This is a genomic window from Variovorax defluvii (genome assembly GCF_039541515.1).
Taxonomy (GTDB): Bacteria; Pseudomonadota; Gammaproteobacteria; order Burkholderiales; family Burkholderiaceae_C; genus Variovorax; species Variovorax defluvii.
Map to the genome: position 1 here is coordinate 214,508 of NZ_BAABGJ010000008.1, position 15,591 is coordinate 230,098.

16 protein-coding genes are annotated in these 15,591 nt (G+C 68.3%); 5 read left to right on the forward strand and 11 right to left on the reverse strand.

Annotated features, from left to right (window positions below; genetic code table 11):
- Nucleotides 1–2 precede the first annotated feature (2 nt).
- Together ABEA07_RS04800 and ABEA07_RS04805 are read right to left on the reverse strand one after the other, a co-directional pair.
- Nucleotides 3–1,259 (reverse strand): MFS transporter, encoded by a 1,257-nt coding sequence (locus tag ABEA07_RS04800; protein WP_345536224.1) that lies wholly within the window; start codon nucleotides 1,257–1,259, stop codon nucleotides 3–5.
- Nucleotides 1,252–1,716 (reverse strand): MarR family winged helix-turn-helix transcriptional regulator, encoded by a 465-nt coding sequence (locus tag ABEA07_RS04805; protein WP_345536225.1) that lies wholly within the window; start codon nucleotides 1,714–1,716, stop codon nucleotides 1,252–1,254. Before ABEA07_RS04805 ends, ABEA07_RS04800 begins: the two co-directional genes overlap by 8 nt.
- A 54-nt stretch (nucleotides 1,717–1,770) precedes the next feature.
- On the opposite strand from ABEA07_RS04805, the gene ABEA07_RS04810 reads away from it, so the two are divergent.
- Complete coding sequence (locus ABEA07_RS04810; RefSeq protein WP_345536226.1) at nucleotides 1,771–2,310, forward strand: PaaI family thioesterase; 540 nt, start codon at nucleotides 1,771–1,773, stop codon at nucleotides 2,308–2,310.
- Nucleotides 2,311–2,325: 15 nt separating this feature from the next.
- Here ABEA07_RS04810 and ABEA07_RS04815 read toward each other — a convergent pair whose 3' ends face one another.
- Nucleotides 2,326–3,528, reverse strand: a complete 1,203-nt coding sequence (locus ABEA07_RS04815; protein ID WP_345536227.1) for an iron-containing alcohol dehydrogenase — start codon at nucleotides 3,526–3,528, stop codon at nucleotides 2,326–2,328.
- A 143-nt stretch (nucleotides 3,529–3,671) separates the two neighbouring features.
- Here ABEA07_RS04815 and ABEA07_RS04820 point away from each other — a divergent pair, with 143 nt between their 5' ends.
- Nucleotides 3,672–4,487 (forward strand): IclR family transcriptional regulator, encoded by an 816-nt coding sequence (locus ABEA07_RS04820; RefSeq protein WP_345536229.1) that lies wholly within the window; start codon nucleotides 3,672–3,674, stop codon nucleotides 4,485–4,487.
- A 38-nt stretch (nucleotides 4,488–4,525) separates the two neighbouring features.
- Here ABEA07_RS04820 and ABEA07_RS04825 read toward each other — a convergent pair whose 3' ends face one another.
- From ABEA07_RS04825 to ABEA07_RS04860, 8 genes are all read right to left on the reverse strand, one after another.
- A complete protein-coding gene (locus tag ABEA07_RS04825; RefSeq protein WP_345536231.1) occupies nucleotides 4,526–4,753 on the reverse strand; it encodes an AbrB/MazE/SpoVT family DNA-binding domain-containing protein in 228 nt (75 codons plus the stop codon).
- Nucleotides 4,750–5,145 (reverse strand): hypothetical protein, encoded by a 396-nt coding sequence (locus tag ABEA07_RS04830; RefSeq protein WP_345536232.1) that lies wholly within the window; start codon nucleotides 5,143–5,145, stop codon nucleotides 4,750–4,752. Before ABEA07_RS04830 ends, ABEA07_RS04825 begins: the two co-directional genes overlap by 4 nt.
- Before the next feature lie 14 nt (nucleotides 5,146–5,159).
- Nucleotides 5,160–6,629: an RHS repeat domain-containing protein gene (locus ABEA07_RS04835; RefSeq protein ID WP_345536234.1), complete on the reverse strand. Its 1,470-nt coding sequence runs from the start codon at nucleotides 6,627–6,629 to the stop codon at nucleotides 5,160–5,162.
- A 235-nt stretch (nucleotides 6,630–6,864) separates the two neighbouring features.
- On the reverse strand, nucleotides 6,865–7,848 hold the full coding sequence (locus ABEA07_RS04840; protein ID WP_345536235.1) for a Bug family tripartite tricarboxylate transporter substrate binding protein: 984 nt from the start codon (nucleotides 7,846–7,848) through the stop codon (nucleotides 6,865–6,867).
- Between the two features lie 27 nt (nucleotides 7,849–7,875).
- A complete protein-coding gene (locus ABEA07_RS04845) occupies nucleotides 7,876–8,856 on the reverse strand; it encodes a tripartite tricarboxylate transporter substrate binding protein (protein ID WP_345536236.1) in 981 nt (326 codons plus the stop codon).
- 30 nt (nucleotides 8,857–8,886) lie between these two features.
- Nucleotides 8,887–9,522, reverse strand: a complete 636-nt coding sequence (locus tag ABEA07_RS04850; RefSeq protein WP_345536237.1) for a 2-hydroxychromene-2-carboxylate isomerase — start codon at nucleotides 9,520–9,522, stop codon at nucleotides 8,887–8,889.
- An 11-nt stretch (nucleotides 9,523–9,533) separates the two neighbouring features.
- The gene (locus ABEA07_RS04855) at nucleotides 9,534–10,262 is read right to left on the reverse strand and encodes an SDR family oxidoreductase (RefSeq protein ID WP_345536239.1); all 729 of its coding nucleotides are present in this window, start codon (nucleotides 10,260–10,262) and stop codon (nucleotides 9,534–9,536) included.
- Between the two features lie 59 nt (nucleotides 10,263–10,321).
- The gene (locus ABEA07_RS04860; protein ID WP_345536241.1) at nucleotides 10,322–11,863 is read right to left on the reverse strand and encodes a class I adenylate-forming enzyme family protein; all 1,542 of its coding nucleotides are present in this window, start codon (nucleotides 11,861–11,863) and stop codon (nucleotides 10,322–10,324) included.
- Between the two features lie 258 nt (nucleotides 11,864–12,121).
- On the opposite strand from ABEA07_RS04860, the gene ABEA07_RS04865 reads away from it, so the two are divergent.
- From ABEA07_RS04865 to ABEA07_RS04875, 3 genes are read left to right on the forward strand one after another with little or no spacing between them, the layout of a single operon-like run.
- Entirely contained in the window at nucleotides 12,122–13,165 is a 1,044-nt protein-coding gene (locus ABEA07_RS04865) for a Fe(3+) ABC transporter substrate-binding protein (protein WP_345536242.1), read from the forward strand.
- Nucleotides 13,166–13,169: 4 nt separating this feature from the next.
- Nucleotides 13,170–14,819 carry an ABC transporter permease gene (locus ABEA07_RS04870; protein WP_345536243.1) on the forward strand — a complete coding sequence of 550 codons (1,650 nt, stop codon included), beginning with the start codon at nucleotides 13,170–13,172 and terminating at the stop codon, nucleotides 14,817–14,819.
- A complete protein-coding gene (locus tag ABEA07_RS04875) occupies nucleotides 14,816–15,490 on the forward strand; it encodes an ABC transporter ATP-binding protein (RefSeq protein ID WP_345536245.1) in 675 nt (224 codons plus the stop codon). Before ABEA07_RS04870 ends, ABEA07_RS04875 begins: the two co-directional genes overlap by 4 nt.
- Nucleotides 15,491–15,591 lie beyond the last annotated feature (101 nt).

Here is a 15,591-nt window from a genome sequence, read left to right on the forward strand (position 1 = left end):
GATCAGGCCGCAGCCTTGGCACGCGCGGGCAGGTGGGCCTCGCGGATCGGCAGGTTGACCAGCGCCGCGCCGGCGGCCAGCACGATGTCGATGTACCAGACCCAGTCGTAGCTCCCGGTGGCCTCGAAGATGGTGCCGCCCAAATAAGCGCCGAGAAAGCCGCCGACCTGGTGCGCCAGCATCACGATGCCGAACAGCATCGCCATGTTGGCCGGTCCGAACATCTTGGCCACCAGGCCCGCGGTGGGCGGCACGGTCGACAGGAAGGTCACGCCCATCACCGCGGCGAAGAGCAGCATCACCAGCGTGGTCTTGGGCGCGAGCAGGAACACCAGCACCGCGATGCCGCGCGAGGCGTACAGCAGCGCCAGCAGCGACTTCATGCGCCAGCGGCTCACGGCCCAGCCCATCGCCAGGCTGCCGACGATGTTGAAGAGCCCGATGATGCCCAGCGACCAGCCGCCCACTTCCGGCGGCAGGCCGCAGGCGGCGATCACGCCCGGCAGGTGGGTGGCGAGGAAGGCCACGTGGAAGCCGCAGACGAAGAAGCCCAGGCCGAGCAGCCGGAAGCTCGGCTGGGCCAGCGCCTGGCGCACGGCCTCGCCCGCACCGACCCGCTTCGCGCCGGAGGCGGCCGCGAGGGCATTGGAATTGCCCTTCAGCACGAAGATGGCCGGCAGGGCCAGCAGGATCAGGAAGCCCAGCACCTGCATCGAATTGGCCCAGCCGTAGGCTGCCGTCAGCCCGATCGCGATGGGCGCCATCGCGAACTGGCCGAAAGAGCCGCCGGCATTCACGATGCCGGTGGCCAGGCCGCGCTGCGTGGGGGACACCAGGCGCGCCACCGCGCCCATGAGCACCGAAGGCCCGGCCATGCCGGCGCCGCCGGCCGCCAGCACGCCGATGGCGAAGATCAGGCCGGCCGTGCTGGTCATGTAGGGGGTGATGATGGTCCCCAACGCCACCAGCAGCACGCCGACGAAGACCACCCGGCCGGTGCCGATGCGGTCGGCGACCGCGCCGGCGAAGGGCTGCGTCAGGCCCCACCAGAGCTGCCCGAAAGCGAAGGCCAGGCTGATGCTGGCGACGCCCAGGCCGGTGGAGGTGTTCACCGCCGACAGGAACAGGCCCATGGTCTGGCGCACGCCCATCGTCAGGGCGAAGGTGCCGGCCGTGGCCAGCAGGACCAGCCACAGCGCATGGCGCGCGGCCGGGTGGGCCGCGCTCGCGGCGGGCGTGGGGGGCTTGGCATCACTCATCGTTGCTTTCCTCGTCCTTGAGTCCGGCGCGCTGCAGCAGCGCGATGCTGTCGTCGACCAATTGATGCAGGGCCAGCACGCGCTCCACGCCCAGCATGGCGTTGAGCTCCATCTGCGCGCTGCGCCACAGGCGCTGGGCCTCGGTTCGCTTGGCGCGGCCGGCCGCGGTGATGGCGATCAGACGGCTGCGTGCATCCGGGCCTTCGCCCTGGGTGAGCCACCCCGCCACCAGCATGGGCTTGAGGTTGCGGGTGAGCGTGGAGGCGTCCACATTCATCGCCTGGGCGAGGTCCACCGGCCGCAGCGGGCCGAGACTCTGCACATGCGAAAGCAGCGAATACTGCGTCGTCTTCAGTCCTGCCGCGGCGACATGTGCGTCGTAATGCCGTGACACCATGCGGGTCAGCCTGCGCAGGCGGAAGTTGGTGCAGCCCTGCGGCTTTGCGATAGCATCCATGCCAACGATTGTAGCTGCAATCGTTGTATATGCAACTGAAACTGGAGAGCACCCTTGACTCACAACACCGTCCTGGATGAGTGGATCGCGCAGGAGCGCGATGTCATTGCCCGCCTGGAAGCCGGCCCGGGGCCCGGCGTGCCGGCGCCCGAGCAGGTCGAGGGCAAGACCGGCCTCGAGCTGATGCAGGCCATGTTGCGCGGCGACATCCCCTATGCCGCGATCGCGAAGACGCTGGACTTCACCATCGTCTCCGTCGCACCCGGCGTGGCCGTGTTCCAGGGCACGCCGCTGCCCCGGCACCTGAATCCGCTGGGCACCGTCCACGGCGGCTGGGTCGCCACCCTGCTCGACTCGTCGCTGGGCTGTGCGGTCCACACCCTGATGCCGCCCGGCCGCGCCTACACCACGGCGGAGCTGAGCGTGAATTACGTGAAGGCCGTATCGCCCAAGGTGCAACGCGTTCGCGCCGAGGGCAAGGTGATCCACTGCGGCCGCCAACTCGCGACGGCGGAGGCGCGGCTGGTCGGGCCGGACGGCACGCTGTACGCGCATGCAACCACCACCTGCCTGGTGTTCGAAGCCCGGCGCTGAGCGTGCCGCAAGCGCTCAGGCCGCGAGCCGGAGGATCTGCAGTACGTCTTCCGGCCCGGCGATGCGGCGCGCATTGCCGTGGATGAAGAGTTCGCGCATGCTGGTGCGGGCGATCATCTCGAACTGATCCTCGCCGACGCCGACATCGCGCAGCGTCGCTGGCAGGCCGAGCGTTTTCACGAGCTCCGCGAAGACGTCGGCAGCCGCCCTGCCGGGCTGGCCCAGTGCCTGCGCGAGGCTTCGCTGGCGCGACGCCGTGGCCGGCTCCGACCAACGCAGGATGGCCGGCATCATCACCGGCGTGCAGTAATAGTGCGGCACGCCGCAGCTGCCGCCGAGCACGTGGCCGATGGCATGGCTGGGGCCCATCATCACGCCGCCCTGCGGGCCGCGGCTGGACAGGCCGTAGGAGCAAAGCCAGCTCGCGATCTGGCAGTCCGCGCGCGCAGCGAGACTGTCCGGCGCGGCCCGCCACGCAGGCAGCGCGCGCGCCATCCGCGCGATGCCATCCAGCACCACCGCATCGGCGATCGGCGTGGGCGTGGTCGACAGCAGCGCCTCGATCGCATGGTCCAGCGCGCGGGTGGCGGAGCCCAGCCACAGCGACTCCGGCGTGTGCAGCGTGAGGGCCGGGTCGAGCACGATGGTGCGCGGCATCATCAGCGGATGAAAGAAAGTCTGCTTGAGCCGGCGCCGCTCGTCGGTCACCAGGCAGCCGCCGTTGAACTCGCCGCCGTTGAGCGTGCTGGGCACCGCGATCATGCGCACGGCGGGGCCGTCGAATTTCGGGCGCACGGGCTTGCCGTCCTCGCCCAGCTTGACCTCGAAGTGGTCCAGCGCCTCGAGGTGTTCGTCCGTCATGCGGTGGCGCATGCAAAGCGTCACCATCTTCGAGGCATCGACCACCGAGCCGCCGCCGACCGCCACGACCAGGTCGGCCTCGGCCGCCAATGCCGCCGCGGTGGCGCGCGCGACGCCGGTGCGCGTGGTGTGCTGCGGGATGCCGTCGAAGGTGGCGGCATGCCGCTCGCCGAGTTCGGCCTCGATGGCGCGGATCACGCCGGTCTGCGTGCGCAGCGTACGGCTGGCGACGATGAAGACGCGCCGCGCATCCAGCCGCGCCGCCTCGGCCGCGATCACGCCGGCGGCCCCTTGGCCGAACACGACGCGCTCGATGGAAGCGAAGTTGTGGGCGCCGGTGGCAACGGGCTGTTCCATGGTCTGTCTCCTTCGGTGTCACTGCAGTCGTTTTGCAGTGCGGTTCATAATTCTGCAATTGTGCGAAACGCGGGCCGGGCCTTCCAGCCCTGTGCGCCGTGGCAAGCCATCCCGATACCGCTGTGCAGAACAGGACCCCGGCCATGAAGAAGACCCCCGACGAACCCGACACCGACGCCCTCGACGAAGGCCGCGAGGACCGCCATTTCGTCACCGCCCTCGCCCGCGGCCTGGACGTGCTGCGCTGCTTCAAGTCCGGCGAGGAGCGGCTGGGCAACCAGGAACTGGCCGAGCGCTGCAAGCTGCCCAAGTCCACCGTCACCCGGCTGACCTACACGCTCACGCGCCTGGGCTACCTGCACCACGTGGAGGAATCGGGCCGCTACCGGCTGGGCATGGCCACCCTGATGCTGGGCGGCACCACGCTGGGCCGGCTGGACGTGAAGGAAGTCAGCCGCCCGCTGATGCAGCAGCTGGCGATCGATACCGGCACGCAGATCTCGCTGGGCCTGCGCGACGAGATGTCGATGCTCTACATCGAGATCTGCCGCGGCCATTCGATCGTGACGCTGCGCCTGGACATCGGCGCGCGCATTCCGATGGCCACGACCGCGATGGGCCGCGCCTACCTGGCGGCCGCACCGGAGAACGTGCGCCAGGCGCTGGAGGAGCGCATCCGCGCGCTGGACCCGGCTGCCTGGCCGCGCATCGAGAAAGGCATCCGCCAGGCCTGCGCCGACTACGCGGAGAGCGGCTGCGTCGGCTCCTTCGGCGAATGGCAGAAGGAGATTCACGGCATCGCCGTGCCCTTCATGCCGGGCGGCGGTCTGCCGCTGATGGTGATCAACGCCGCCGGGCCGGCGCAGAGCGTGTCGAAGGAGACGCTGCTCGACCAGGTGCGCCCGAAGCTGATCGCGACGGTGCGGGAGATCGAGCAGGCGTTGGGTGCGCGGCGCTAGATGCAGATGCGGATGTCAAGGCAGTGGCGAATAGACGTTCAGAACGCCTCTCGAATTTGAGGAGGGCTGTCGCCCCGGCCGCCGGTCAGGAAGTCGACAGGCATGATGACGAGGGCGTCGAAGACAGCGACTGCGCTGGCGGGTCGCTCGCGCAAGACGATGTCGTTACTTTCGCTGGAAATCTCCACCTGGTCAGCGGTCAGTCGCAACGCCTTGGCCAAAAGGGCAGCCCGGGTATTGCCAGAGCGGATAACGCCGGACTTCACGTTGTCGACCGCCCGGCTGTGGGGCCAAGTACATCGCCGGCCTCATATTCGCCCTTGGATGCCATGACCTGCACGGCCTCACCGCTTGTCTTGCAGTCCAAGTATGCGTGTGCAGGCATGTCACTCGCGGCCAGTGCCCGCAATTGCTCGGCAAATTGATGCGAATCCAGTGGCGATATCCTCCACTCGAAAAGTGTGTCCTTCTGATCGAGCGAGCTGTTGTCCCCGGTCGGCTTCATCAACACGCACACGTTCACCGATTCGACGAAAGGCAATGTACTTAGGTCAAGGGATTCGCGCGCCTCAATGCAGCCGGCGAGCAATCGCATCGACGTCGCATCGCCAAGAATCAACAACGTGCGCTCTGCAAAATCTGCAAGTCCGATATGCATGTGGGTGCCACTTCTCATCGTTTAACAGGGGGCAAGCCACCGTGGGGAACATTGACCCAGGGAGACATTCTTCCATCGTGGGCATTGTGGTCCCAATGAGGGTTGTGCCATCTGTCGCCGGGAAACCAACGCCATTCCCCTCCCTTGGGATCCCACAAGCTTTGTCCGCCCTTGTCACGCTCTGACGGTCGACTCGCTGGACCGGGCTTGCACTGATCCGCCTCCGGAATCGGCGGCAAGATGCCCTCGGGCGGCAAGCCTCTGGGTGGCAGTGCGTCGTTGAAGATTCGATCCAGTCCATATCCCGCCGCCCCTAAGCCGAGTCCGATACCGATATCCGTCAAACCAATACTTGTCCCTCCGATGATTGGAATCGCCAGAGCGGGCAAGAAAAGGCCCTTGGCGTCCGAATTGTTCAGCGGATTGCCGCCGACGTAGGTATGCCGACCAAGCCCGGCAGCCAATCCCATCGGGTCGTTCTGCGTATACCGGCCAGTCCTCGGATCGAGGCTGCGGAAGTAGTTGTAGAACAGCCCGCTTTCTTTGTCGTGATACTGCCCCGGCCAACGCAGGTTGAACACGAACTCAGCAAAGCTGGTCGTCCCCGGATTCGGATTGACCTCCAAGTTCGCGAACCGGTACTTCGCGATCGTGGGCTTTTCATCCCCGAAGGCCGAGTAGGCCCACTGCCAGACCGGTTGCCCCTGGCTGTTCGTGAGGCGCCTCGGTGTGTTGAGGTGATCGCTGTGCACTGCGAAGAGTTCTCCATTGACTACCGCTGCGATCGGCATCGGCCCATTCGCCGTGGGAAGGTAGATGTACTGCGCGCTGCCCGTGCTGTTTGCCCCACCTGTGCCCGTCTCGGCGATCAGACTGCCCTCCTCGTCGTAGAGGTACGCATACCCCTGCTTCTCGGCGTCCGTGGTGTTCGGCCCCCACAGCTTCGTGAAGAACACGATCAAGCCCTGGAAGAAATCTGGATCTCTCTCGTCCCCTTCGCTTGGCGGATACAGCGGCTCGGTCTTGAAGACGCGCTGCCCCAGCACATTGTGTGCGTAGCGGGTCGTGGGACTGGTGTTGGTGGCCCCAGTGGTGACGGCGCTCAATCGTCCATCGGCGTCATAGCTGTACGTGCGCAGCCCGTCGCTGCTCAGATCCCCGTTGGCGTTGTAGCCGAAGGCGATGTTCGTCGTGGTGCCGCCCACCGTCTGGCTGAAGCCCTGAATGCGGTTGCTGCCCGCCGCGACGGCGTAGCTGCGGCTGATGGTCTGGCCATTGAGAGTCTTCGTGCTGGCCGTGCGGTTGATGGCATCACGTTGAATGCGGGTGACCTGGCCCGAGGCATCGGTGATGCTGCTCGGCAGGCCCATCGCGTCGTACTCGGTGCGAAGGGTGCCGGCACTGGCAGGCAGTACCAGCAGCGAGGCCTGAAGCACGACGCACGTGGCCTGAACGGCGCGTGCGTGCCATGGACGGCTTGTCATGGGAATCCCTGGTGAGTTGGTCTTCTCGCTGCGCGCGGTAGCACCCAGCGGCGCAATCCAAGCAGGGAAGCTGCACTAGCAAAAACGCCGTTCGGCCGCCGCTCCCCTCATGGGTCGGCGCGGATCATAGGGATGCGGGTCACTGAACACCAGATCAGAACAAAGTTCACCTGCCGTCGTGAGCAAGTGGCAAGTGGCACATGACAGTCAAGACCGGGGCTTGCAGCGCCTGTCCCTACTTCTCCCGCACGAACCCGATCGCATCCAGCAGTTCCTTCTCCCGCTTGGTCGACTCGGCCGCGAACTGCTGGTAGCGCTCCGAGCTCATGTACACGGGCTCCATGTAGTACTGGGCCAGCGCGTTGCGGAAGCCCGGCTGCTCCATCGCCTGCTTGAAGGCATCGTGCAGCTTGCGCACCACCGGCGCGGGCGTGTTCTTCGGCACCGCCAGGCCCCACGCGGCCGATGGCGGCGGGATGTCGATGCCCACCTCCTTCAGCGTGGGCACGTCCGGGAAGCGGTTCATGCGCTTCTCGCCGAAGGTGACCAGGAGGCGCAGCTTGCCGCTTTCCACGTAGGGGCCCCAGCCCGAGGTCTCGGCCGCCGACATCACGTGCGAACCCACCACCGCCTGCAGCGATTCGGCGGTGCCCTTGTAGGGCACGTGGCTGAGCTGGATGTTCTTGCGGCGCGCCACCTGCTCCATCGCCAGGTGCTGCGCGAGGTAGGCGCCCGGCGTGGCGTAGGTGAGCTCGCCGGGGTGCGCTTTGGCATAGGCCACGTAGTCGTCCATCGTCTTGATCGGCGATGAGGCCGGCACCACGATGCCGTAGACGAAGGAGGTCAGGCCGATCACGTAGCGCAGGTCGGTGGCCGGGTTCCAGGCGATGGTGCCGGTGTAGGGCAGGCGGAACAGGTTGGCCGGGATCACGCCCACGGTGTAGCCGTCGGGCTGCGCCGCCTGCAGCAGCTGCGCGGGCATCAGGCCGGCCGCACCGGGCTTGTTCTCGATCACCACCGGCTGCCCGAGGATCTTCGAGACGTCTTCCGCCAGCACGCGCATCGGCGAATCGGTGGAACCGCCCGGGGGAAAGCCGAGCATGATCCTGATCGGCCGGGCCGGAAAGCCGGCGGCTGCGTCCTGCGCCCATGTCGGAAAGCTGCCGGCGCCGAGCGCGCACAGCGCCGCGGTCATCACGAGTCGCCTTGTCGTCTTCATGTCTTGTCTCCTGTGGGTTGGAAGGCTCTATTTGCGGCTCAGGCCGAGGGTGTCGAGGATGTCCTTTTCCTTCTTCATCGACGCCAGCGCGAAGCGCTGGTATTGCGCCGGATCGCGGTAGTCCGGCTCCATGTCGAAGCGCGCCAGCGAGGCCTTGAACGCCGGCTGCTCCATCGCCTGCTTGAAGGCGTCGTGCAGGCGGGCCTGGATCGTCGGGTGCGTGCCCTTGGGCGCGACCAGGCCCCAGGGCGAGGTCTGGACGATGTCGATGCCCAGCTCCTTCAGCGTCGGCACCTCGGGAAAGCGCGCCATGCGCTTGTCGCTCCACACCGCCAGCAGGCGCAGCTTGCCGCTTTCCACGTGCGGCACGAAGGCCGAGGTCTCGGCAGCCGACTGCACATGGCCGGCCAGCAGGGCCTGCAGCGATTCGGCCGAGCCCTTGTAGGGCACGTGGTTGAGCTTCACTCCCGTCGCGCGCGAGAACTGCTCCATGGTCAGGTGGTTGGTGGTGCCCACGCCGGGACTGCTGTAGGTGAGCATGTCGGGGTTCGCCTTGGCGTAGGCGATGTAGTCGGCGAGGCTGCGGATCGGCGAGGAGGCCGGCACCACGGTGCCGAAGGCGTAGCCGCTCAGGCCGATCACGTAGCAGAGGTCGGAGGCCGGGTTCCACTTAATGTCGGTGGTGTAGGGCAGCCGGTACACGCCGGCCGGCGCGATGGCCAGTGTGTACCCGTCGGGCGGCGCGGCCTGCAGCATCTGCGTCGGAATCACGCCGGCCGCGCCGGGCTTGTTCTCGATCACCACCGGCTGGCCCAGAATCTTCGCGACCGCCTCGGCCAGCACGCGCATGGGCGCATCGGTCGAGCCGCCGGGCGCGAAGCCGATCATCACGCGGATCGGGCGGGTGGGATAGGCGGCGGGGTCCTCCTGCGCCTGGGCCGCGCGCAGGCCGGCCAGGTGCGCGAGGGCGAGCGCGCTCGCCGTGCGCATCAGCTCACGTCTGTTCATGAACATCTCCGAAGTGGTTGTAAGGGGGCGCTAGGCGCTGGCGCTCTGGCTCTGGCTCTGGCGCACGATCTCTTCCTCGACCTCCCGCAGGCGGTCCTTGCCGAAGAAAAGCTCCTGGCCCACGAAAAAACTGGGCGAGCCGAAGGCGCCGCGCTCGTGCGCGGACTGCGTGTTGGCCATCAGCATGCTCTTGACCTCGGGGTCCTGCGTGCCTTCGTAGAGGCGCCGGCCGTCGAGCCCGGCCTCATCGAGCGTGCGCACGATGACGGCCGGATCTTCCATGTTGCGGCCCTCCTCCCACATCGCCACGTTGACCACCTCGACATAGCGCTCGAAGCAGCCCTGCTTCTGCGCTGCCACCGCACCGCGCATGACCTGCAGCGTGTTGACCGGCCAGTGCGGATTGGGCCGATAGCGATCCAGCCCGTGCTTCGCGACGAAGCGCGCGATCTCCAGCTTGTCGTAGGCACGCTTGTTCGGAATGCCGGCGAAGGCCTCCGCCGGCGAGCGATTGCCGGTGAGCTTGAAGAGACCGCCCAGCAGAATCGGCACGTACTCGAAGCGCACGCCGGTGCGCGCCTCGATGCGCGGGATCACGCGATGGCACATGTAGGCATTGGGACTGCCGAAGTCGAACAGGAACTGAACCGAAACGGGTTTGGACATGGCGCCCTCCTTCAGAAGCTTTCCAGCCAGGGGCGCAGCTCCGTCTCGTGCGTCCACGCATTGCGCGGCTGCATGTGGATCTGCCAGTAGGCGTCGGCAATGCTCTCGGGCTGCAGGATGCCGCCCTGCTCCTTCAGGGCGTAGCGCTCGGGGAAGGTGGTGCGGATGAACTCGGTGTCGATGGCGCCGTCGATCACCGGGTGCGCCACGTGGATGCCCTTGGGCCACAGCTCGCGCGCCATGCTCTGTGCCAGCGCGCGCAGCGCATGCTTGGCACCGGCGAAGGCGGCGTAGCCGTCGCGCCCGCGCAGGCTGGCGGTGGCGCCGGTGAAGATGATGGTGCCGCGGCCGCGCGGCAGCATGGCCTTGGCGGCCTCGCGGCCCATGAGGAAACCGCCGAAGCAGGCCATCTCCCACACCTTGTAGTAGACGCGCGCCGTGGTCTCGGTGATGCCGAAGCGCACGTTGGCGCCGATGTTGAACACGGCCACCTCGATCGGCGCGATCTCCTTCTCGATCTGCTGGACCAGCGCGACCATCTCCTCTTCCTTGCGCGCATCGCTGCCGAAGCCATGGGCCTGGCCGCCCTCGGCCTTGATCTGGTCGACCAGCGGCTGCAGCTTGTCCGCCTGGCGGCGCGTGACGCAGGCGATGTAGCCTTCGCGCGCGAAGCGGCGTGCGATGGCGCCGCCGGTGGCGTCGCCCGCGCCGATGACGAGGATGGCTTTCTTGTCGCTCATGTCGCTGTCTCCTGGATGTGGTGAGTCGGTGGATGGATGGTGCGCCCAAGGGGGGGCACTCATGTGCTGGCCATGGTCTTGAGCACGCTCTTGAGGATCTTGCCGGTGGGGGCCGCCGGCAGCTGCGCGACGAAGCGGATCTCGCTGGGCACCTTGTAGGGCGACAGCCGCTCGCGCAGGAAGGGCCGCATCGCTTCGTCGTCCAGCGTCGAGCCGGCCACACGTTCGACGAAGGCAACCACCTCCTCGTTGTGGCCGACGGTGCGGCCGACCACAGCCGACTGCACCACTTCCGGATGGCTGTTGAGCACCTGCTCCACCTCCACCGGGTACACGTTGAAGCCCGAGCGGATGATCAGCTCCTTGCTGCGGCCGACGATGTGCAGCGCGCCGTCCGCGTCGCGGCGGGCCATGTCGCCGGTGTTGAACCAGCCGTCGGCATTCACCGCCTCGCGCGTCAGCGCCTCGTTGCGGTAGTAGCCCTTCATGAGGTTCGGTCCGCGCACCCACAGCTCGCCGATCTCGCCGGGCGCCCGGTCCAGGCCGGTGGGCGCGTCGACGATGCGCGTCTGCACGCCCGGCAGCGCGAAGCCGACCGTGCAGTCCTCGCGCGGCGCCTCGATGCGCGTCTGGGCCACGGTGGGCGCGGTCTCGGTCAGGCCGTAGCCGTTGTGCAGCGGCAGCCCCAGCGCGGCCTCCACGCCGGCCTTCAGCCCGGGCGTCAGCGGGGAACCGACCACGCACACGAAGCGCAGGGCCGGCGCCTCGATCGGGCGTTCGTTCTCGCGCGCCCAGTCCAGCAGCTTGGCGAACATGGCCGGCACGCCGGTGAAGGCGGTCACGCCCTGCTCCGACAGCGCCTGCGCCAGGCCCGCCGGCGTGTAGCGCGGCTCCAGGATCAGGCCGGCGCCGCTGGCGATGCAGCCCAGGAACTGGGTGGACAGGCCCACGACATGCGCCATGGGCAGCACGCCGTAGATCAGGTCGCCCGGGCCCAGGCCGCGGATCTCGTGGGCGCTGCGGGCCGCGAACATCAGGTTGGCATGGGTCAGCATCACGCCCTTGGGTGCGCCGGAGGTACCCGAGGTGTAGATCATCGCGGCCACCTGGTCCTGCGCCGCGGGTGCGCAGGGCTCCGGCTGCACCGCCTGTGCCAGCGGGCCGACCCACAACGAGCCCAGGCCTTCCCAGTCGAGCGCCTCGGCGCCCAGGCGCTGCGCATGCTTCTGAGCATCCGCCGAGACATGGCAGGTGAAGATCACCCGGCGGGCGCCCGAGTGGGCGATGAAAGTGTCGATCTCGCGCTCGGACAGGCGCGCGTTGACGACGATGGACCAGGCATCCAGCATGCTCGACGCCAACACCAGCGCGCAGGCTGCGGCGCAGTTCTCGCCGACCACGAGCACCCGGTCGCCGGCGCGCACCTGCAATCGGGCCAGTTGTCGCGCCGCCGCGCGGGCCGCGGCATCCAGGCCGGCGTAGCTGAGGGCCACGTGAACATCGCGCACCGCGGGGGCGTCGGGGCGGTCCCGGACCCAGCGGTCCAGCAGGTGGTGGATGCGGGAAGGCGCATCGGGGGCGTTGTCGGAAAGGCGCGTCATGTCTCCGGTCCTGGGCTGGCGGCAATGGCCGCTTTTGCAGAATGTTATTCCGCAGCGCAGTTTCTCAGTCATCTCAGACCTACTGTTTCGACCGTCAGTACTGCACAGCGGAACGAGCATCGCCGCCTCGCTGCGCCTGATGCGCCCGGCAACCGTCCACACGCCAAGGAAATGCGTCAGGGGACCCATCTGCACTGATAATGATTCGTATCAGCGACACAACGCGAAATGCACCCACGACATCCCCCGGAGGACCCGATGACCCCTTTCCCGCGCCCCTTCGCCACCCGCGCCCTGGCCTGCCTCGCCCTGGCCGGCGGGCTGGCCGCCCCGGCCCTCGCCAACGAAGTCACCGTCTACACGACGCGTGAACCCGGCCTGATCCAGCCGCTGCTGACCGCCTTCAGCAACCAGAGCGGCGTCAAGGTCAACACCGTGTTCGTGAAGGACGGACTGCTGGAGCGCGTCAAGGCCGAGGGCACCCGCTCGCCCGCCGACGTGCTGATGACGGTGGACATCGGCAACCTGGTCGACCTGGTCGAAGGCGGCGTCACCCAGCCGGTGAAGTCGGCGGCGCTGGAATCGGCCGTGCCGGCCAACCTGCGCGGCGCCGACGGCCAATGGTTCTCGCTGTCGATGCGCGCCCGCGTGCTCTACGCCGACAAGAGCCTGCCCATCACCAGCTTCCGCTACGAGGACCTGGCAGACCCCAAGTACAAGGGCAAAGTCTGCATCCGTTCCGGCCAGCATCCCTACAACACCGCCCTGATCGCCTCGCTGATCGCGCATGACGGCGAGGCCAGGGCCGAGCAGTGGCTGCGCGGCGTCAAGGCCAACCTGGCACGCAAGGCCACCGGCGGCGACCGCGATGTGGCGCGCGACATCCTGGGGGGCATCTGCGACATCGGCCTGGCCAACTCCTACTACGTCGGCCAGATGAAGAGCGCCAAGGAAGGCAGCGACGCGCGCAAGTGGGGCGATGCCATCAAGGTGATCCGTCCGACCTTCGCCAACTCGAAGAGCGGCGGCACCCACGTCAACGTGAGCGGCGCCGCGGTGGCCAAGAACGCGCCGCAGCGCGCCAACGCGGTCAAGCTGCTCGAGTTCCTGGTCTCCGAGCCGGCCCAGGCCTTTTATGCCGAGACCAACTTCGAGTACCCGGTGCGCAAGGGCGTGGCGCTGGACTCCATCACCGCCGCCAGCATCGGCGAACTGAAGGTCGATCCGCTGCCGATCGCCGACATCGCCAAGTACCGCAAGCAGGCCAGCGCGCTGGTGGACAAGGTCGGCTTCGATCAGTGACCCCGTGATTGCATTGAGGCCGGTCGGACCGCTTTGGCGGACCGCCTCGATCGCCATTGCCCTCGGCGTGCTCGCGCCGGTGCTCAGCCTCGGGTGGCTGGCCTTCGGTGCCGACTTCTCGCACTGGGCGCACCTGGCCCGGCACGTGCTGCCGCAGGCGGCGCTCAACACCGCCATCCTGTTGCTCGGCGTGGGCGTGCTGGTGCTGGTGATCGGCACGGGCTGCGCCTGGCTGGTCACCACCTGCGACTTCCCCGGGCGGCGCGTGCTGCACTGGGCGCTGCTGCTGCCGCTGGCCATGCCCACCTACATCGTGGCCTTCGCCTACCTGGACCTGCTGCATCCCATCGGCCCCGTGCAAGGCGCGGTCCGCTGGCTGCTGGGCTTCGACAGCCCGCGGCAGTTCCGCCTGCCGGACCTGCGCTCGATGCCGGGCGCCATCCTCGTGCTCGGCTTCGTCCTCTACCCCTATGTCTACATGACGGCGCGCGCCATGTTCATGACCCAGCCCGCTCACCTGCTGGAGGCGGCCCGCACGCTGGGCGAGAACGCCCGCGGCGCTTTCTTCCGCGTGGCCCTGCCGCTGGCGCGGCCGGCGCTGGCGGTGGGCCTGAGCCTGGCGCTGCTGGAAACGCTCAACGACATCGGCGCCTCCGAGTTCCTCGGCATCCAGACGCTGACGGTGGCGGTCTACACCACCTGGATCACGCGCTCCGACCTGGCCGGCGCGGCCCAGATCGCCTGCGCCATGCTGCTGGTGGTGGTCGCGCTGGTGCTGCTGGAGCGCCACGGGCGGCGTCACCAGCGCTACGGTTCGGCACAGCGCATGCGCGGCATCACGCCGCGCCGGCTGCATGGCAGTGCCGCCTGGCTGGCCTGCATCGCCGCGTCGCTGCCGGTGCTGATCGGCTTCGCCGCGCCGGCGCTCTACCTGGTGTGGGAGACGGTGAAGCGGCTGCGCCTGGGCGAAGGCATTTCCGACGGGCTGCTCGCGAGCCTGGGTAACACGCTGGCCCTCGCCGCTGGTGTGACGGCGACCACGGTCGCGGCCGGCCTGGTGGTGGCCTGGGCCGTACGGAACCAGGGCTCCGGCATCAACCGCGCACGCTGGCAGGCACGCGCCGCCACGCTCGGGTATGCATTGCCCGGGACCGTGCTCGCCATCGGACTGCTGACACCGGCGCTGAGCCTCGACGCCCTGCTGGCGACGCTGCTCGGCCGCGAGGGCCTGCCCTTGATGAGCGCAGGCATCGTGCTGGTGATCGCCTGCGCGATCCGCTTCCTGGCCATGCCCGTGGGCGGCATCGAGGCCGGGTTGTCGCGCATCCCGCCCGCGCTCGAGCAGGCCTCGCGCCTGCTGGGCGAAAGCGCGGCCGGCACCCTGCGCCGCGTGCACCTGCCCCTGCTGCGCCCGGCGATCGCGGCCGGCGCGCTGCTGGTCTTCGTCGACGCGATGAAGGAACTGCCCGCCACCCTGCTGCTGCGCCCGGCGAACTTCGACACGCTCGCCACCTGGCTCTACGCCGAGGCGGCGCGCGGCACCTACGAGGAAGGCGCGATCGCCGCGCTGGCGATCGTGGCCGCCGGCCTGCTGCCGGTGGTGCTGCTGGCGCGCAGCGGGCTGGGCGCGCACATCGAGGGTCCGACATCATGAGCGCCGCACTGCAGCTCGAGGAGGTGCGCCTCGCCTACGAAGGCGCGCGCGGCCTTCACACCGTCGTCGACGGCTTCTCGCTCGCGCTGGACGCAGGGCGCATCGGCTGCCTGCTCGGGCCCTCCGGCTGCGGCAAGACCACGGTGCTGCGCGCCATCGCCGGCTTCGAGCCGGTGCGCGCGGGCAGCATTCGCCTGGGCGACCGGCTGCTGTCCTCGGCCACCGTGCACCTGCCGCCGGAAGAGCGCCGGGTCGGCATGATGTTCCAGGAATACGCGCTGTTCCCGCACTTGACGGCGGCGCAGAACGTGGGCTTCGGCCTGCGCAAGCTGCCGCCTGCGCAGCGGCAGGCACGCGTGGCCGCGATGCTCGCGCTGGTCGGTCTGGGCGATGCTGCAGGGCGCTATCCGCACGAACTCTCCGGCGGCCAGCAGCAGCGCATCGCGCTGGCCCGCGCGCTGGCGCCCTCGCCCGCCCTGCTGCTGCTCGACGAACCCTTTTCCAACCTCGATGCCGCGACGCGCGAGCGGCTCACCGTCGAGGTGCGGGACATCCTCAAGACCGCCGGCCAGACCGCGGTGCTGGTCACGCACAACGAAGCCGAGGCGCGAACCATGGCCGACCACGTCGGCCTGATGCACAACGGGCGGCTGACGCGATGGACCGCCTAGGGCCTGTTAACGCGATGCAAGGGGTCGCGTTAACAGGCCCTAGCACAGCGGCCGCTTTTGGCGATGGGCTTTTTTAGATAAGGTTTTCGAGCCCCGGAAGA